General features: G+C 44.3%; 14 protein-coding genes. 7 read left to right on the top strand and 7 right to left on the bottom strand.

Annotated features, from left to right (window positions below):
* Positions 1-183 precede the first annotated feature (183 nt).
* The gene (locus tag FTV18_RS13385; RefSeq protein WP_004781856.1) at positions 184-1,191 is read right to left on the bottom strand and encodes an AraC family transcriptional regulator; all 1,008 of its coding nucleotides are present in this window, start codon (positions 1,189-1,191) and stop codon (positions 184-186) included.
* 231 nt (positions 1,192-1,422) lie between these two features.
* Between FTV18_RS13385 and infA the strand changes: the two genes are divergently transcribed.
* Complete coding sequence (infA, locus tag FTV18_RS13380; protein ID WP_001284370.1) at positions 1,423-1,644, top strand: translation initiation factor IF-1; 222 nt, start codon at positions 1,423-1,425, stop codon at positions 1,642-1,644.
* Positions 1,645-2,362: 718 nt separating this feature from the next.
* The gene (locus FTV18_RS13375; protein WP_180018472.1) at positions 2,363-2,776 is read left to right on the top strand and encodes a hypothetical protein; all 414 of its coding nucleotides are present in this window, start codon (positions 2,363-2,365) and stop codon (positions 2,774-2,776) included.
* Between the two features lie 63 nt (positions 2,777-2,839).
* Here the strand turns inward: FTV18_RS13375 and leuB are convergent, their stop codons facing one another.
* From leuB to leuC, 4 genes are all read right to left on the bottom strand, one after another.
* Complete coding sequence (gene leuB / locus FTV18_RS13370) at positions 2,840-3,919, bottom strand: 3-isopropylmalate dehydrogenase (RefSeq protein ID WP_004781852.1); 1,080 nt, start codon at positions 3,917-3,919, stop codon at positions 2,840-2,842.
* A 41-nt stretch (positions 3,920-3,960) separates the two neighbouring features.
* Positions 3,961-4,524 carry a hypothetical protein gene (locus FTV18_RS13365; RefSeq protein WP_034702380.1) on the bottom strand — a complete coding sequence of 188 codons (564 nt, stop codon included), beginning with the start codon at positions 4,522-4,524 and terminating at the stop codon, positions 3,961-3,963.
* An 88-nt stretch (positions 4,525-4,612) separates the two neighbouring features.
* Positions 4,613-5,263 carry a 3-isopropylmalate dehydratase small subunit gene (leuD, locus tag FTV18_RS13360; RefSeq protein ID WP_034702382.1) on the bottom strand — a complete coding sequence of 217 codons (651 nt, stop codon included), beginning with the start codon at positions 5,261-5,263 and terminating at the stop codon, positions 4,613-4,615.
* A gap of 21 nt (positions 5,264-5,284) precedes the next feature.
* A complete protein-coding gene (leuC, locus tag FTV18_RS13355) occupies positions 5,285-6,718 on the bottom strand; it encodes a 3-isopropylmalate dehydratase large subunit (RefSeq protein WP_004781848.1) in 1,434 nt (477 codons plus the stop codon).
* A gap of 262 nt (positions 6,719-6,980) precedes the next feature.
* Here leuC and FTV18_RS13350 point away from each other — a divergent pair, with 262 nt between their 5' ends.
* The 3 genes from FTV18_RS13350 (at position 6,981) to ovoA (ending at position 10,613) form a co-directional block, all read left to right on the top strand.
* Complete coding sequence (locus FTV18_RS13350; protein ID WP_159123642.1) at positions 6,981-7,217, top strand: DUF2061 domain-containing protein; 237 nt, start codon at positions 6,981-6,983, stop codon at positions 7,215-7,217.
* A gap of 185 nt (positions 7,218-7,402) precedes the next feature.
* Positions 7,403-8,272 carry a LysR family transcriptional regulator gene (locus FTV18_RS13345; RefSeq protein WP_004781845.1) on the top strand — a complete coding sequence of 290 codons (870 nt, stop codon included), beginning with the start codon at positions 7,403-7,405 and terminating at the stop codon, positions 8,270-8,272.
* A 217-nt stretch (positions 8,273-8,489) separates the two neighbouring features.
* Complete coding sequence (ovoA, locus tag FTV18_RS13340; protein ID WP_257218605.1) at positions 8,490-10,613, top strand: 5-histidylcysteine sulfoxide synthase; 2,124 nt, start codon at positions 8,490-8,492, stop codon at positions 10,611-10,613.
* A 43-nt stretch (positions 10,614-10,656) separates the two neighbouring features.
* On the opposite strand, the gene FTV18_RS13335 is transcribed toward ovoA, so the two are convergent.
* Together FTV18_RS13335 and FTV18_RS13330 are read right to left on the bottom strand one after the other, a co-directional pair.
* Positions 10,657-10,908 carry a DUF2789 domain-containing protein gene (locus FTV18_RS13335; protein WP_005232362.1) on the bottom strand — a complete coding sequence of 84 codons (252 nt, stop codon included), beginning with the start codon at positions 10,906-10,908 and terminating at the stop codon, positions 10,657-10,659.
* Between the two features lie 156 nt (positions 10,909-11,064).
* Positions 11,065-11,715, bottom strand: a complete 651-nt coding sequence (locus FTV18_RS13330; protein WP_180018469.1) for an HAD family phosphatase — start codon at positions 11,713-11,715, stop codon at positions 11,065-11,067.
* A gap of 182 nt (positions 11,716-11,897) precedes the next feature.
* On the opposite strand from FTV18_RS13330, the gene FTV18_RS13325 reads away from it, so the two are divergent.
* Positions 11,898-12,380: an RNA pyrophosphohydrolase gene (locus FTV18_RS13325; protein WP_004781838.1), complete on the top strand. Its 483-nt coding sequence runs from the start codon at positions 11,898-11,900 to the stop codon at positions 12,378-12,380.
* Positions 12,381-12,471: 91 nt separating this feature from the next.
* A complete protein-coding gene (gene ptsP / locus FTV18_RS13320) occupies positions 12,472-14,769 on the top strand; it encodes a phosphoenolpyruvate--protein phosphotransferase (RefSeq protein ID WP_034702391.1) in 2,298 nt (765 codons plus the stop codon).
* Positions 14,770-14,776: the final 7 nt, after the last annotated feature.

Genomic DNA, 14,776 nt, shown 5'->3' with positions numbered 1-14,776 from the left:
GAATAATTCAAGTGAATTTGTTTGAAAGAAGAACTTTAAAAGCTTTATTTTCACCCGATAAAATACCCATAAAACAAGAGGAAGCTCATTTGAGCTTCCTCTTGTGAAAAATTGTGGGACAGCAATGGGAACTCCTCTCCTTTATTAAAGGAGGGGTTGGGGGAGGATTTTAGATTTTAAAGATTAACGCTGCTTGCGCTTTCGATATTCAACCGGTGTTTCATTGGTCCAGCGTTTAAACGCACGGTAAAAAGTACTTGGCTCCGAGAATCCAGTCAGATAAACAATCCGCTCCACACTTTCATTGGTACTCGCCAATAGACGTTTAGCCAGACGACAGCGATAATCAGACAGAATCTGCTGGAAACTGGTATTAGCCTCACTGAGCTGGGTACGTAAACGGCGTGGAGTAATATTCAGTTGAGCGGCTACAGTTTCTAGCGTTGTTTCACCACTTTCTAAAGTAGAGCCAATAGCCCGACGCACTTCCCCGACTAAATCGTAACGAGCCAGTTCCTGTAATTTTTCAATTGCCAGCTGTTCATGTAGCTGCAACAGTTCCGGCTCTGCCTGCCAAAGCGGGAAATCCAGAATACTGGGATCAAAATACAAACGGGTTTCTTTCTGTCCCAGACTTACCGGACATTCATAAACCCGGAAATATTCTTCATCTGCCGCGCCTTTGGAAAAATTGAAATCGATATAGATCGGTTCAAAGCGGCCTTCAGTAATAAATTTAAAGAAACGCAGCACACCCGACATCGCACATTCGGTAAAGTGACGATTGACCAGACTTTCAGCGAAAGGCTGCTCACCATTGGTCAGATAGCAGCGATCGTCTTCGACCACCAGCTTGGCATGAAAAGCATCACTGATCAGACGCTGATAAGCCAGCGCACGTTTCAAGCCTTCACCAAAATTCTCTGATGAAATAAACAGATGCTCGATCACCTGTCCGCGATAAAGTGGCAAATGTTCACCCAGATGCAATCCGATATCCGGGTCCTTACTGACCTCTTCTGCGGCAACCCAGAAGGCATACTGAGCACTGAGCGGAGTACGATCATTGGTCTCCACCTGATTTAAAGCGACTCCTGCTTTTGTCAGAAGTTCTTCTGTTGGCAAACCTGCACGACGAATCGCCTGATAGCCTAAACGCAATACGACTGATGCATCCGTTAGCTGACTCACTCAAAAACCTTCCTTGTATGTACTTCATTTATACTTAAAAAGATTGAAATTAGATTAACTGTGATTGACCAAACTGACAACAGATACCACACGCTTTTTAGTTAAAAAGTTTAAACTCACACTTCGCTTATTTTACTGACAGATGATCAGTCTAACGCCCGTTACACCTTGTGTTTTGCGAAAAAATTGACTATAATTTGCGCCTTTCCAATTTATTCATTCAGGTAGGCTATGGCCAATAAAGAGGAACTCATCGAGTTCGAAGGCGTTGTCACCGAGACGCTTCCTAATACTATGTTCCGTGTACGTTTAGAAAACGGTCACGAAGTAATTGCCCATATTTCTGGTAAAATGCGTAAACACTATATTCGTATTTTGACTGGCGATAGCGTGAAGGTCGAAATGACTCCTTATGATTTGACTAAGGGTCGTATCACATACCGTGCGCGCTAAGTTTTAGCGGAAGCAAAAGCCACTCATCCAGTGGCTTTTTTATTGTCTTTTCTTTTATATCAATTCCCCTGCACATTCCCTATACTGCATTCGAAGATAATAATTTCTATTTTTCCTCTAATAAAAACAGTGAATCATTCATGCAAAAAATCTTGCTTTCTCTGATCCTAGGAATCAGCCTGACTGCCTGCGCCACTACCAATTCGACAAAATTACGACAAATAGATCAGCAGTTATAGCAATATATCGGCCAATCTGCAGAGTCGATTCGCAAGGATCTGGATTTAACTGCACTCGGTTTTAAGACCTCAAAAGCACCTGTACAAACGGAAAAACGTCTGAGTTATACCGTACTTCGCACCATTGAACTTCCGCTGGGAACACCGGCCATTCAGCAAAGTGTCAGTATAGGTGCTCCTGTACGATTCGCGACTGCACCCGGCCCAGGTTATCAGGTTGAAATGCCCTGTCAGATTCATTTTCAACTAGAACAAGGGATTGCTCAATCCGTGCAATATAGCGGACGTGCCTGTTAAGACTTATTTTTGCGTTTTATTCATTTTAAAGTGGATATAAGAGCGTTCTAAGTTGTCTTGAATTTGACAGCTACAGCTAACTGCCTGATTGATCCTGTCTTGCCTAATAATAAATTACAACAGTTCCTCTCACACTTTGCTACTACACTGTTTTTAAGCGTTCCTTGAGTAGGAGTGATGTGATGTTGATAAGCAAAGGTACTTCTCTGGTATTGGGCTTGAGCATCCTGTTGCTCGGTCTGTCAGGGTGTGCACAAACACCTACGATCAGCCAGACTGACCGTGAAACTTATTTACAGCAATTTATTGGGCAGAGTAGCCAGTATATTGATCGCAATTTAGATCTGAAACGTTTGGGTTATCAGCAAATCAGTGAGCCTGAGCTCAGCTCCCAACAGCTCAGCTATGTCGTGGAACGTCCTGTGACCGTTCCCTTACCGATTGCCCAGTTTCCGGCAGCAGGTACTGGCACAGTTCCGGTTCCAGTCACTGTGAGTCCTGCATCAGGTTATGATGTGAATTTGCAATGCAAGATTACCTTTTTGCTGAAAGACAATATTGCAACTTCTGTCAGCCTTTCGGGTCGAACCTGTTAATCAAAATCAGTCGTAAAAAACGCAGCTCAAGGCTGCGTTTTTTACGTGGAACTAATGTGTAACTTAGTTCAATGCAGTTACCACTGCCTGACCCATTTCCACAGTACCCACTTTAGTCATGCCTTCAGACATGATGTCAGCAGTACGCAGACCTTGGTCTAAAACATTACCTACCGCATCTTCAATCGCTTTAGCTGCAGCTTCTTCACGGAAGGTATAACGCAGCATCATGGCTACAGACAGAATGGTTGCCAATGGGTTTGCCAGGTTTTGACCTGCGATATCTGGTGCAGAACCATGGCAAGGTTCATACATACCCTTACCATTTTCATCCAATGATGCTGATGGCAACATACCGATTGAACCAGTCAGCATTGCAGCTTCATCAGACAGGATGTCACCGAACAGGTTAGACGTTACGATCACGTCAAACTGTTTAGGCGCACGTACTAACTGCATCGCAGCATTGTCTACATACATATGAGACAGGTTAATGTCCGGATATTGCTCTTCTTTCAGTGCAGTCACGGTCTGTTTCCAAAGCTCAGTCACTTCAAGTACGTTGGCTTTATCGACTGAACATACTTTACCGCCACGCAGACCAGCAAGTTCGAACGCAACTTTGGCAATACGTTTGATTTCAGACTCTGCATAAACGTCAGTGTTGAAACCTTGTTTTTCGCCATTTTCCAGTTCACGGATCCCGCGTGGTTGACCGAAGTAAATACCACCAGTCAATTCACGTACGATCAGAATATCCAGACCAGAGACAATTTCCGGTTTCAAACTAGAGGCATCAGCCAATTGTGGATAAAGAATCGCTGGACGTAAGTTCGCAAACAGATTCAACTCACTACGTAGTTTTAACAGGCCACGTTCTGGACGGATTGAACGCTCAATCGTATCCCATTTTGGACCGCCTACAGCACCGAGCAGAATTGCATCTGCTTTTTTCGCCTGTTCAGACGTTACGTCTGGATAAGGTGAACCGTGTGCATCAATCGCAGCACCGCCTAAAAGACCTTGTTCCCATGTTAAACCCAGATTGAATTTTTCATTAACTCGTGTAAGCACCTGTTCTGCGGCTTTTACAATCTCAGGGCCAATACCGTCACCAGCTAAAATCAAAATTTGTTTAGACATGAGCTTTTCCATTTATAAGGTCAGGCATCCACCTGACTAGGTTAAATTTTTTTTTCTACAAACTCTGCAATGCCATTGATGACATTATAAGGTTTGCAAAAACGACGAATCACTTTCTGCTCTTGCAACAGGTCCACACACAATGGATCAGGTGCAGAGGCATTTAATAAACTGGTGCTACGTGCATTTCGGTCACGGAACATTTTCAGGGTATAGCGTTTATTCGCCTTAAACTGCTGGAACAGATGCAAGGTCTCAGCCTTATCCTTGCTAATCGGATAGAAACGCACCACCAGTTCATGCTGCCCTTCCGGCACAGATAAATAAATCGGATTATCCTGTTTCAGGTTTTTGGCCTGCAAACGAACCAGACGCTGATCCAGCGCTTCTGGGCTGATTCGCTTGGTGGACTCATCCACAATCATGGTCCGATTTAAACGTTCAAACTGACAATCCGGTGTGCCTGCACAATAAATCAAGGCATTGGATTTGCTTTCTGCATCTTCTTTGGCATGTTTAAGTTTGAAGGTATCAATGCTCTGACACGCGGTCATCAGCACTGATACTGCACTTAGAGCAAGCCACTGTTTCCAATACGTTGCCATGATGTCTGTATTAACCTATCAAAAAAAATTAATAATCTTCTGATATTAGCAAGGCCTTCGCAGTCATGCCATGACAATTTTTGCTGTTTTATGAATGAATTTCAGCAAATACCCATGGGCGTGATTGTTTGGTTTTTTCTTCATAGGCCCGAATATCATCTGCCGCCTGCAAAGTTAAGCCAATATCATCCAAACCATTTAACAAACAATGCTTACGGAATGGGTCCACTTCAAACTTGAAGCTTTCGCCATTTGGTGTACGAACTTCCTGCGCTTCCAGATCAATCGTTAGCTGATAACCTTCAGCTGCTGCACATTCTTTAAATAACCGATCAACCGTTTCTTCCGGCAAAATTACCGGCAACATGCCATTTTTAAAACAGTTATTAAAGAAAATATCAGCAAAGCTTGGCGCAATCACAGTACGGAAACCGTATTCATTCAATGCCCACGGCGCATGCTCACGGCTTGAACCGCAACCAAAGTTAGCACGAGAAATTAAGATGGATGCACCTTGATAACGTGGCTGGTTTAACACGAAGTCCGGGTTAATCGGACGAACCGAGTTATCCTGACCCGGATAACCTTCATCCAAATAACGCAATTCATCAAACAGGTTTTCACCGAAACCGGTACGTTTGATCGATTTCAAAAACTGTTTTGGAATAATTAAATCTGTATCGACATTGGCACGGTCTAAGGGTGCAACAATACCTTGTTCAACGGTATAAGCTTTCATATTTCTGCTCCTGCGTACCAATTAAAATGAACGGACATCAACAAAGTGACCGGCAATCGCTGCCGCCGCCGCCATGGCTGGACTCACCAAGTGGGTACGACCGCCATTACCCTGACGACCTTCAAAGTTACGGTTTGAAGTTGAGGCACAATGTTCGCCTGGCTGCAACTTGTCAGCATTCATTGCCAAGCACATAGAACAGCCTGGTTCACGCCATTCAAAACCAGCTTCGATAAAGACTTTGTCCAAACCTTCAGATTCTGCCTGCTGTTTCACTAAACCCGAACCCGGAACGACCATGGCCTGCTTAATGCTAGAAGCCACTTTACGGCCTTTGATTACTTCAGCCGCAGCACGAATATCTTCGATACGTGAGTTGGTGCAAGAACCGATGAATACACGGTCTAACTGAATATCTGCTAAAGGCTGACCTGCAGTTAAGCCCATATATTGATAAGCACGGTTCCAGTCATTGCGCTGTACATCATCTTTGGCCTGTTCCAAAGTTGGAACCGCTTGAGACACCGGAATCACCATCTCAGGAGAAGTCCCCCAAGACACTTGCGGTTCAATCTCTTCACCTTGTAACACTACAACTGTATCGAAGTGAGCACCTTCGTCGGAGTGCAAAGTATTCCAGTACGCAACCGCCTGATCCCATTGCTCGCCTTTCGGTGCATATGGACGGTCTTTAACATACTCAATGGTTTTTTCATCGACTGCGACCATACCGACACGTGCACCCGCTTCGATTGCCATGTTACACACGGTCATACGGCCTTCAATCGACATGTCACGGAACACCTGACCACCAAATTCAATCGCGTGACCTGTACCGCCTGCAGTTCCGATTTTACCGATAATGGCTAAAACCACATCTTTCGGTGTTACGCCTTGACCCAATTTACCGTCAACGCGTACCAACATATTTTTCATTTTCTTCTGAACCAGGCATTGGGTTGCCAATACATGTTCAACTTCTGATGTTCCAATCCCGTGTGCCAAGCAGCCAAATGCACCATGTGTTGCAGTATGTGAGTCACCACATACAACGGTCATACCTGGCAAGGTTAAGCCTTGCTCAGGACCAACAACGTGCGCGATGCCTTGACGAATATCGTTAATATCAAATTCAACAATATCGAACGTCTTACAGTTATCATCCAAGGTTTGTACCTGGATACGTGAAGTATCATCTTCAATCCCAGCCACGCCCTGCTCACGCTCTTTTTTAGAGGTCGGTACGTTATGGTCAGGTGTCGCAATATTGGCACTTAAACGCCATGGCTTACGGCCAGCAAGTTGCAAGCCTTCAAAGGCTTGTGGCGAAGTCACTTCATGCAATAAATGACGGTCGATATAAAGTAGAGCTGAACCATCATCTCGTTGTTTTACTAAATGGTCATCCCATAACTTATCGTATAATGTTTTTGCTGTTTGGGTCTCGCCTGCCATGTCGATGTGCTCCACTGGACTGGGTAAATTCTTTCGCTAATTTTGATTATATCGCTGCATTCACATAAATCTAATTTATCATTTTTATTAGTTAAAAAACTTTTTGGAATCTTTTAAAACTTAAATTAAATCATGGTTTAGCTCTCTTTTTATAAATCTAATTTTCCGATCGTTTTATTAAAAATATTCGTTTTTACAAATTAAATGAGAATTATTATTATTTCCTCATCGGCACAGATCATTTGTTTTGAGGAAGATCCACATGGCACATATTCAACGTTTCGTAGACAACAATCAGCGCATGTTCAAAAAGACATTTAGCTATTACATCATGCACATCACTGTCGCGATGTTAGTGGGCTATTTTGTCACAGGCAGTTTAACCATGGCGATTGCCTTGAGTTTATTAGAACCGACTGTACAGGCAGTTGCTTTCTTCTTCCACGAGAAAATCTGGGAAGCAAAAAGCCAGCAACAGGATGAGGAAATCACCGCATAATTTTTTGTCGATCTTCCTCTTTGAGCCACCTACCCTCGGTGGCTTTTTTTATGACATAAAATAAAACATTTAAAAATGTGTATTAATTCAACATTAAACCAATAGTTCTATATTTTTACTTTGATTTATTCTTAAATTATTACAATAATAAACTTAAGCATAAAAAAACTTTATAGGTGATCAAGATGAATCTCGCAGCTTTTGAAGCCTTTGTAAAAGTCATGGAAACAGGTTCGATTTCTTTGGCTGCAGATCAGCTTTTTATTACCCAACCGGCTGTGACCAAACGTATTCACAGTCTGGAAGAATATTTCGGGGTGAAATTATTTGAATCTGCGGGCCGTGGTGTTCAGGCCACTCATGCGGCACATTCCCTGCTGCCTAAGGTAAAAAACTGGCTGAACGAGCTGGGTGATATTCACTACACCCTGAGCCATGAACAGGGTCAGGTCCAAGGCAAACTGAAAATTGGCACCAGCCATCATATTGGCCTGCATCATTTACCGAGCCATCTGCGTGAATATGTACAGCAATATCCAAATGTGACGCTAGATGTACATTTTGTAGATTCTGAACAGGCGCATGAACAGGTCATTGCTGGTGATCTGGAACTGGCTTTCCTGACCTTGCCACCGCATGGTGATGAACGCCTAAAATATGTCACTATCTGGAATGATCCTCTGGTTTTTGTGGTCGCACCATTCCATCCACTGGCTCAGCAAAAAAACCTGTCTCTTGAAGATCTGGTGAATTACCCAAGCCTGCTGCCTTCTGCGCAGACCTATACTACGCAGATTACGATGGCCGAGTTTGAAAAGCAGGGCATCAAGCCGAAAACGACCATGAGCAATAACCCGCTTGAATCCATCCGGATGCTGGTTTCGATTGGTTTAGGCTGGTCAGTCTTGCCCAAAACCCTGGTCAACCATGACCTGCAAGAACTGGATCTGAATCTGGAAATGAACCGTCAGCTCGGTATGGTCTGGCATCCGGGTCGTACTCAATCGAAGGCGGCTGAAGCATTGGTTCAACTGATGCAAGGCCCGTCAATTTAAAATTAATTTTCACATTTCTCTGCTGCATCGATATCGATGCAGCATTTTGTTACCTAAATACATCGCATCAGTTGCTTCCTTTCAAGTACTTTTAAAAGTATCAAATTCATTTTCCTGAAGATGAAAAATTAAAACGTATTCAAGGAAGCACAGAATGCAGATCAAATCTTCTGATTCCAAAACTTTATTATCTTCTTCTCATGACCTGCTCGAAGAAATGGGTTTATGGAAACCGCTTAAACCAACGCTACACCCGACTCCCAACCTTGATTTTGAAGATGAACCGACAGCGCGTGCCGTATTACGTGATTATTTTCTAAATACCTTTGACACCTATGAGCAACTGTTTGACTGTCTGAAAAATGAAGAAGCCTTTTATGACAAACCGATTGCCTTACGTCATCCACTGATCTTTTATTTTGGTCATACTGCCACTTTTTTTATCAATAAGCTGTTGCTGGCTCAACTGATCCCGGAACGTTTAAATCCGCATCTGGAAAGTATCTTCGCGATTGGTGTAGATGAAATGAGCTGGGATGATCTGGATGAACAGAACTATCACTGGCCTAGCATTCAGGCGGTACGTGATTACCGGCATCAGGTGCGTGCCCTGGTCTTGAAAGTGATAGAACATGCGCCGCTACAGCTTCCACTGAACTGGCACAATCCGTGGTGGACCATCATCATGGGCATTGAGCATGAACGGATTCATCTGGAAACGTCTTCAGTTTTAATCCGCCAGCATCAGTTACGTTATGTACAGAATCATCCGCAGTGGCGTGCCAATGTCATTACCGGTATTGCGCCTGAAAATAGTCTGGTAAAGGTACCGGCAGGTCAGGTCAATTTACATAAAAATTTCGAACATGCTTTTTATGGCTGGGACAATGAATACGGCCACCATCATGCCGAAATTGCAGAATTCGAAGCCTCCAAATATCTAGTATCCAATCAGGAGTTTTTAGCCTTTGTGGAAGCAAAAGGTTATCAGACAGCTGACTACTGGACTGAAGAAGGCCAGCAATGGTTGGCATTTTCTCAAGCCACACATCCTACCTTCTGGGTCAAAACGGAACTGGGTTGGTCCTTAAGACTGATGCTGGAAGAAGTTCCAATGCCTTGGGACTGGCCAGTCGAAGTGAATTATCATGAAGCCAAAGCTTTCTGTAACTGGAAATCAGCACAGACCGGAGAATCCATTCGTCTGCCCACTGAGGATGAATGGTATCGATTGTATGCAGTTTCAGGACTGGATCCAAAATTACCAAGTCCTGAGCAAGCCAATATTGAATTAAAATATGGCCCTAACTCTTTTCCGGTGGATCATTTTCAGCATGGCGATTTTTATGATGTTCAGGGCAATGTCTGGCAATGGACCGAGACCCCGATTTATCCTTTTGAAGGCTTTCAAGTCCATCCTTTCTATGATGATTTTAGTACCCCAACCTTCGATGGCCAACATCATCTGATTAAAGGCGGTTCCTGGATTTCAGCCGGTAATGAAGCCCTGCACAGTTCACGCTATGCGTTCCGGCGACATTTTTTCCAGCATGCCGGTTTTCGCTATGTTGCCGCGGAAGAGACATCACCGCAGTTTCACTCTCAATATGAAAGTGATCAGCTGATTTCCCAATATCTGGAATTCCAGTATGGGGCGGAATATTTTGCTGTTCCAAACTTTGCCCAAAGCCTCATTCAACTGGCCCGTCCTTATTTTCAAAACATTCCGTGTCATAAAGCGCTGGATATCGGTTGTGCCACCGGACGCGCCAGCTTTGAACTGGCCCAAGATTTTGATCAGGTCACAGGTTTAGACTTTTCAGCCCGTTTTATTCAGCAAGGTGTGGTGCTGGCGCAAGGAGAGACCCTGCGGTATAGCATTCCTGTTGAGGGTGAACTGGTGGAATATAAATCCTGCTCACTGGCAGAACTTGAACTTAAACAGGTTGCCAATAAGGTCGAGTTTTATCAGGCCGATGCCTGCAACCTGAAACCGCAGTTTAAAGATTATGATTTTATTCTGGCAGCTAACCTGATTGATCGTCTGCATCATCCTAAAGCTTTTCTAAGTGAGATTCATAATCGCCTGAATATAGGCGGCATTTTGATGCTGGCCTCACCTTATACCTGGCTGGAAGAACATACAGCACGCAGTGAATGGATCGGCGGATTTAAGCAGGCGGGAGAAAACCTGAGTACCTTAGAGGGCATCAAAGCTTTACTCAGTCCGCATTTTGAAATGCTGGACGAACCTGTGGATGTGCCTTTTGTGATCCGAGAAACAGCGCGTAAATATCAACATACCCTGTCCCAAATAACTTTATGGAAAAGGGTACGATAATTCCAAAATGAAAAAGCCAATCAGTTGATTGGCTTTTTGTTCACTACTCAATTCCGCTAGTGGCATCCTCATGCAGAGATTCATTGAGCTGATCCACCACAATGGCCCATTCTCCATCTGAAGCAATTTTTTCAGCCAGGAACTGGCGCTGTGCATCTGACCAATACGGCGCCTCCATCAGGTTTACATCTTTGGGTAATTGATGCTCATGAATAAATTGGGCAATCCCTTCTGCACTCGAATCCAGACCTAACTGTGCAAATAGATGAGTCATACGCGGTCTAACTTGGGTCATTTTCATTACCTCAGCGCTTGCTATCGTTATTGTCGACTTGCTTTATTTATTCTGAGCATAGCATGTTTATTCAGCAACGGGCATGTCAAAAAGTACCCTATTCTGCTTATAAAAAAGCACAACCGAAGTTGTGCCTGATTAAATCAAAAGAATTGCTTAAATCGACCAGTCCTGAATTTCCCAGCCCTGTTCTTTGGCCAATGCTTCCAGACGCTCATCCGGATTTACGGCAATGGCATGATCGGCATATTCCAGCAGAAAACGGTCATTGATTGAATCTGAATAGGCCCAAGACTCAGTCACGTCACGACCAGCCAACCATTGATTCAGACGGGTCAATTTGCCTTGCTGATAGCAGGCGATATTGGTCACCTTACCGGTATATTTACCATCAACGACTTCAGCATTGGTGGCAATAATTTCAGTAATCCCAAACTCACGGAAAATCGGTGCAGTAATAAAGTCCGAAGTTGCAGTAATGCCTACAATTTCATGCCCTGCATCTTTATGGCGCTGAATCGCTTTAAAACCTTCCAGACGCATCTGGGGGCGAATGACTTTTTGCATGAACAGTTGATGTAATTCGGTCAGATAATCATGGTCATGTTGGGTCAAAAACTGGAATACAAATTCATTATAGGCATAAGGATCCAGTTGACCCTTTTTATAGTCCTCATAGAACTTGTCATTCATGGCGCGGTGATGAACGGGATCCACCAGGCCTTCATTGACCAGGAATTCCCCCCAGGAATGATCCGAATCGGTGTTTAACAGGGTGTGATCGAGATCAAATAGCGCCAATTTCATGAAAATACTCGTAAAAACTGAAATTTAAGAAAAAAATTGTAAATCTATCTCCGCTAGTCGATAGAAATTCGTTAAGATCATAGCAATTTTAACATTTTTAAACTTTGCTTTTTTTCGAGTTGGATAAAGAAATAATATTCCCCGAAAGCAAAGGCATAAATTAAACAATTTTAGGTAGCCAAATGATCGACTCAGAAGGTTTCCGACCGAATGTCGGGATCATTTTGGCAAACGATGCTGGACAGGTTTTATGGGCAAAACGCATTGGTCATAATGCATGGCAATTTCCACAAGGAGGTATCCAATATGGAGAAACCCCTGAGCAGGCACTTTATCGTGAGCTGAGAGAAGAAGTTGGCTTACTGCCTGAACACGTCCAGATTATCGCGCAGACCAAAGGATGGTTGCGTTATCGTTTGCCGTATCGATACATTCGCACGGATTCAGATCCGGTATGTATCGGTCAAAAACAGAAGTGGTTTTTACTCAAACTGACGGCGCCCGTACAGAACATTCAACTTGATCTGTCCGATCCGCCCGAATTTGATCAATGGCAATGGGTCAGTTACTGGTATCCATTAGGCCAAGTGGTGAATTTTAAACGCGATGTTTATCGCAAGGCCATGATTGAACTCTGTCAGCAATTACCACAACAAAAACCTTAAAAAAATCGCGTGCATGTGCAGATTTTTTGCTCGGCTATTGTTATAAATAAACTAAATTACCGGACTTCTAAAAAAATACGGAGCAGCTCCCATGTCGAATATGCAACTGGATACCCTGAGACGCATTGTCCAAGAGATTAATGCGTCTGCCAGTTTGCATGAATCACTCGATATTATGGTCAATCAGGTGGCCGAGGCCATGCATGTGGATGTCTGCTCCATTTATCTGCTCGATGAACGCAACCAGCGCTATCTGTTGATGGCATCTAAAGGCCTGAAGCCTGAAGCTGTCGGTCATGTGTCTCTACATACCGGTGAAGGTCTGGTAGGTCTGGTAGGTCAGCGTGAGGAAATCGTTAACCTCGACAATGCCCCTAAGCATGATCGTTTTCTGTATTTACCGGAAACGGGCGAAGAAATTTATAATTCCTTTCTGGGCGTTCCGGTCATGTACCGCCGTAAGGTCATGGGCGTACTGGTGGTCCAAAATAAAGAATCCCAGGATTTTAGTGAAGCGGCTGAATCATTCCTGGTTACGCTATGTGCCCAGCTTTCGGGCGTAATCGCTCACGCTCACGCAGTCGGTAATATTGATGTATTCCGCAAGCCAAATAATTTACCGGCATATAAAACCTTCCAAGGCGTATCGGGTTCTGGCGGTATCGCACTCGGCCGTGCCATTGTGCTTTATCCACCTGCAGATCTGGGCGCTGTTCCGGATCGTGAAGCGGATGATATTAGCGAAGAACTGGCTTTGCTGGATAATGCCTTAAATTCGGTACGTGAAGAAATTCAGTTCCTGGATGACAAGATGCAGGATGCGCTGATGGCCGAAGAACGTGCTTTGTTCAGTGTGTTCCTGCGTATGCTGGATGAAAATGCCCTACCATCGGAGATTAAAGCACTGATTCGTGATGGCCACTGGGCGCAAGGTGCGGTTCGGATCGTAATTGATAACCATGTGGCGCAGTTTGCCCAGATGGAGGATGATTACCTGCGTGAACGTGTCGCTGATCTAAAAGATCTGGGACGTCGTATTCTGGCCAAGTTGCAGGAAGCCGATGAAAGCCATCGCGAACTGACCGATGAAAGCATCCTGATTGGTGAAGAAATTTCAACGGCTGCACTGGTAGAATTGCCTGTCGATAAGATTGCAGCGATTGTCACCACTGAAGGTGCCATGAATTCACATATGGTGATTGTGGCACGCGCACTCGGTATTCCGACTGTCGTGGGTGTGACTGAACTGCCCATCAATACCCTGGATGACGTCGAGATGATTGTCGATGCGCATCAGGGCCGTATCTTTATCAATCCACCACGTCGTCTGCGTACCCGCTATAAAGAAATTCAGAAAGAAGAAGAACAGATTGCCAAAGATCTACGTCAATACGAGACCAAAGATGCAATTACGCCAGATGGTACCGCTGTACGTCTGTTTGTAAATACCGGCCTGATGATTGATGTGGTTCGTGGTGTACAGCGTGGTGCCAAAGGTGTTGGCCTATACCGTTCGGAAATCCCGTTCATGCTACGTGACCGCTTCCCGGGAGAAGAGGAACAACGTGCCATTTACCGGCAGCAACTGAGTCACTTTGCCAATAAACCGGTAGTCATGCGAACGCTGGATATTGGTGCAGATAAAGACCTGCCATATTTCTCGATTGAGGAAGAAAATTCAGCATTGGGCTGGCGCGGTATCCGCTTTACCCTGGATCATCCTGAAATCTTCTCTTCTCAGATTCGCGCCATGCTAAAAGCCAGTATCGGTCTGAACAATCTGCATATCCTGTTGCCGATGGTGACCAGTGTCAGTGAAGTTGAAGAAGCACTGTATCTGTTAGAGCGTGATCATTATGCCGTTCAGGAAGAAGAGCAGGTCAAAATTACCAAACCGCAAATCGGAATTATGGTCGAAGTACCAAGCGTACTGCATCAGATTGATGAATTTTCTGAACTGGTCGATTTCTTCTCCGTCGGTTCTAACGATTTGACCCAATATTTACTTGCTGTAGACCGGAATAATCCACGTGTGGCCAATGTCTATTCACACTTACATCCAGCGATCCTGCGTGCCCTGACCCGTCTGGTAGAGGATTGTCACCGTAATAACAAACCGATCAGTATCTGTGGTGAAATGGCCGGTGATCCTCTATCGGCCGTACTATTAATGGCCATGGGATTCAATACCCTGTCCATGAGTTCTAGCAATATTTTGAGAGTCCGAAAAACGATTTGTCATGTACCGATGCCTGATGCACAGGAATTACTCAAACATGTACTAAAACTGGACAATCCACTCATGGTAAAAAGCTGGATGGAGCATTATTTTAGAACACATGGTTTAGGAGATATGGTGAAATCCACCACCCGTATGGTCAGCGCTTAAGGAGGAA

The sequence above is a fragment of the Acinetobacter sp. YH12241 genome (assembly GCF_013417535.1).
Taxonomy (GTDB): Bacteria; Pseudomonadota; Gammaproteobacteria; order Pseudomonadales; family Moraxellaceae; genus Acinetobacter.
The sequence above is the reverse complement of the archived record's forward strand: the minus strand, read 5'-3'. Positions and strand labels throughout refer to the sequence as shown.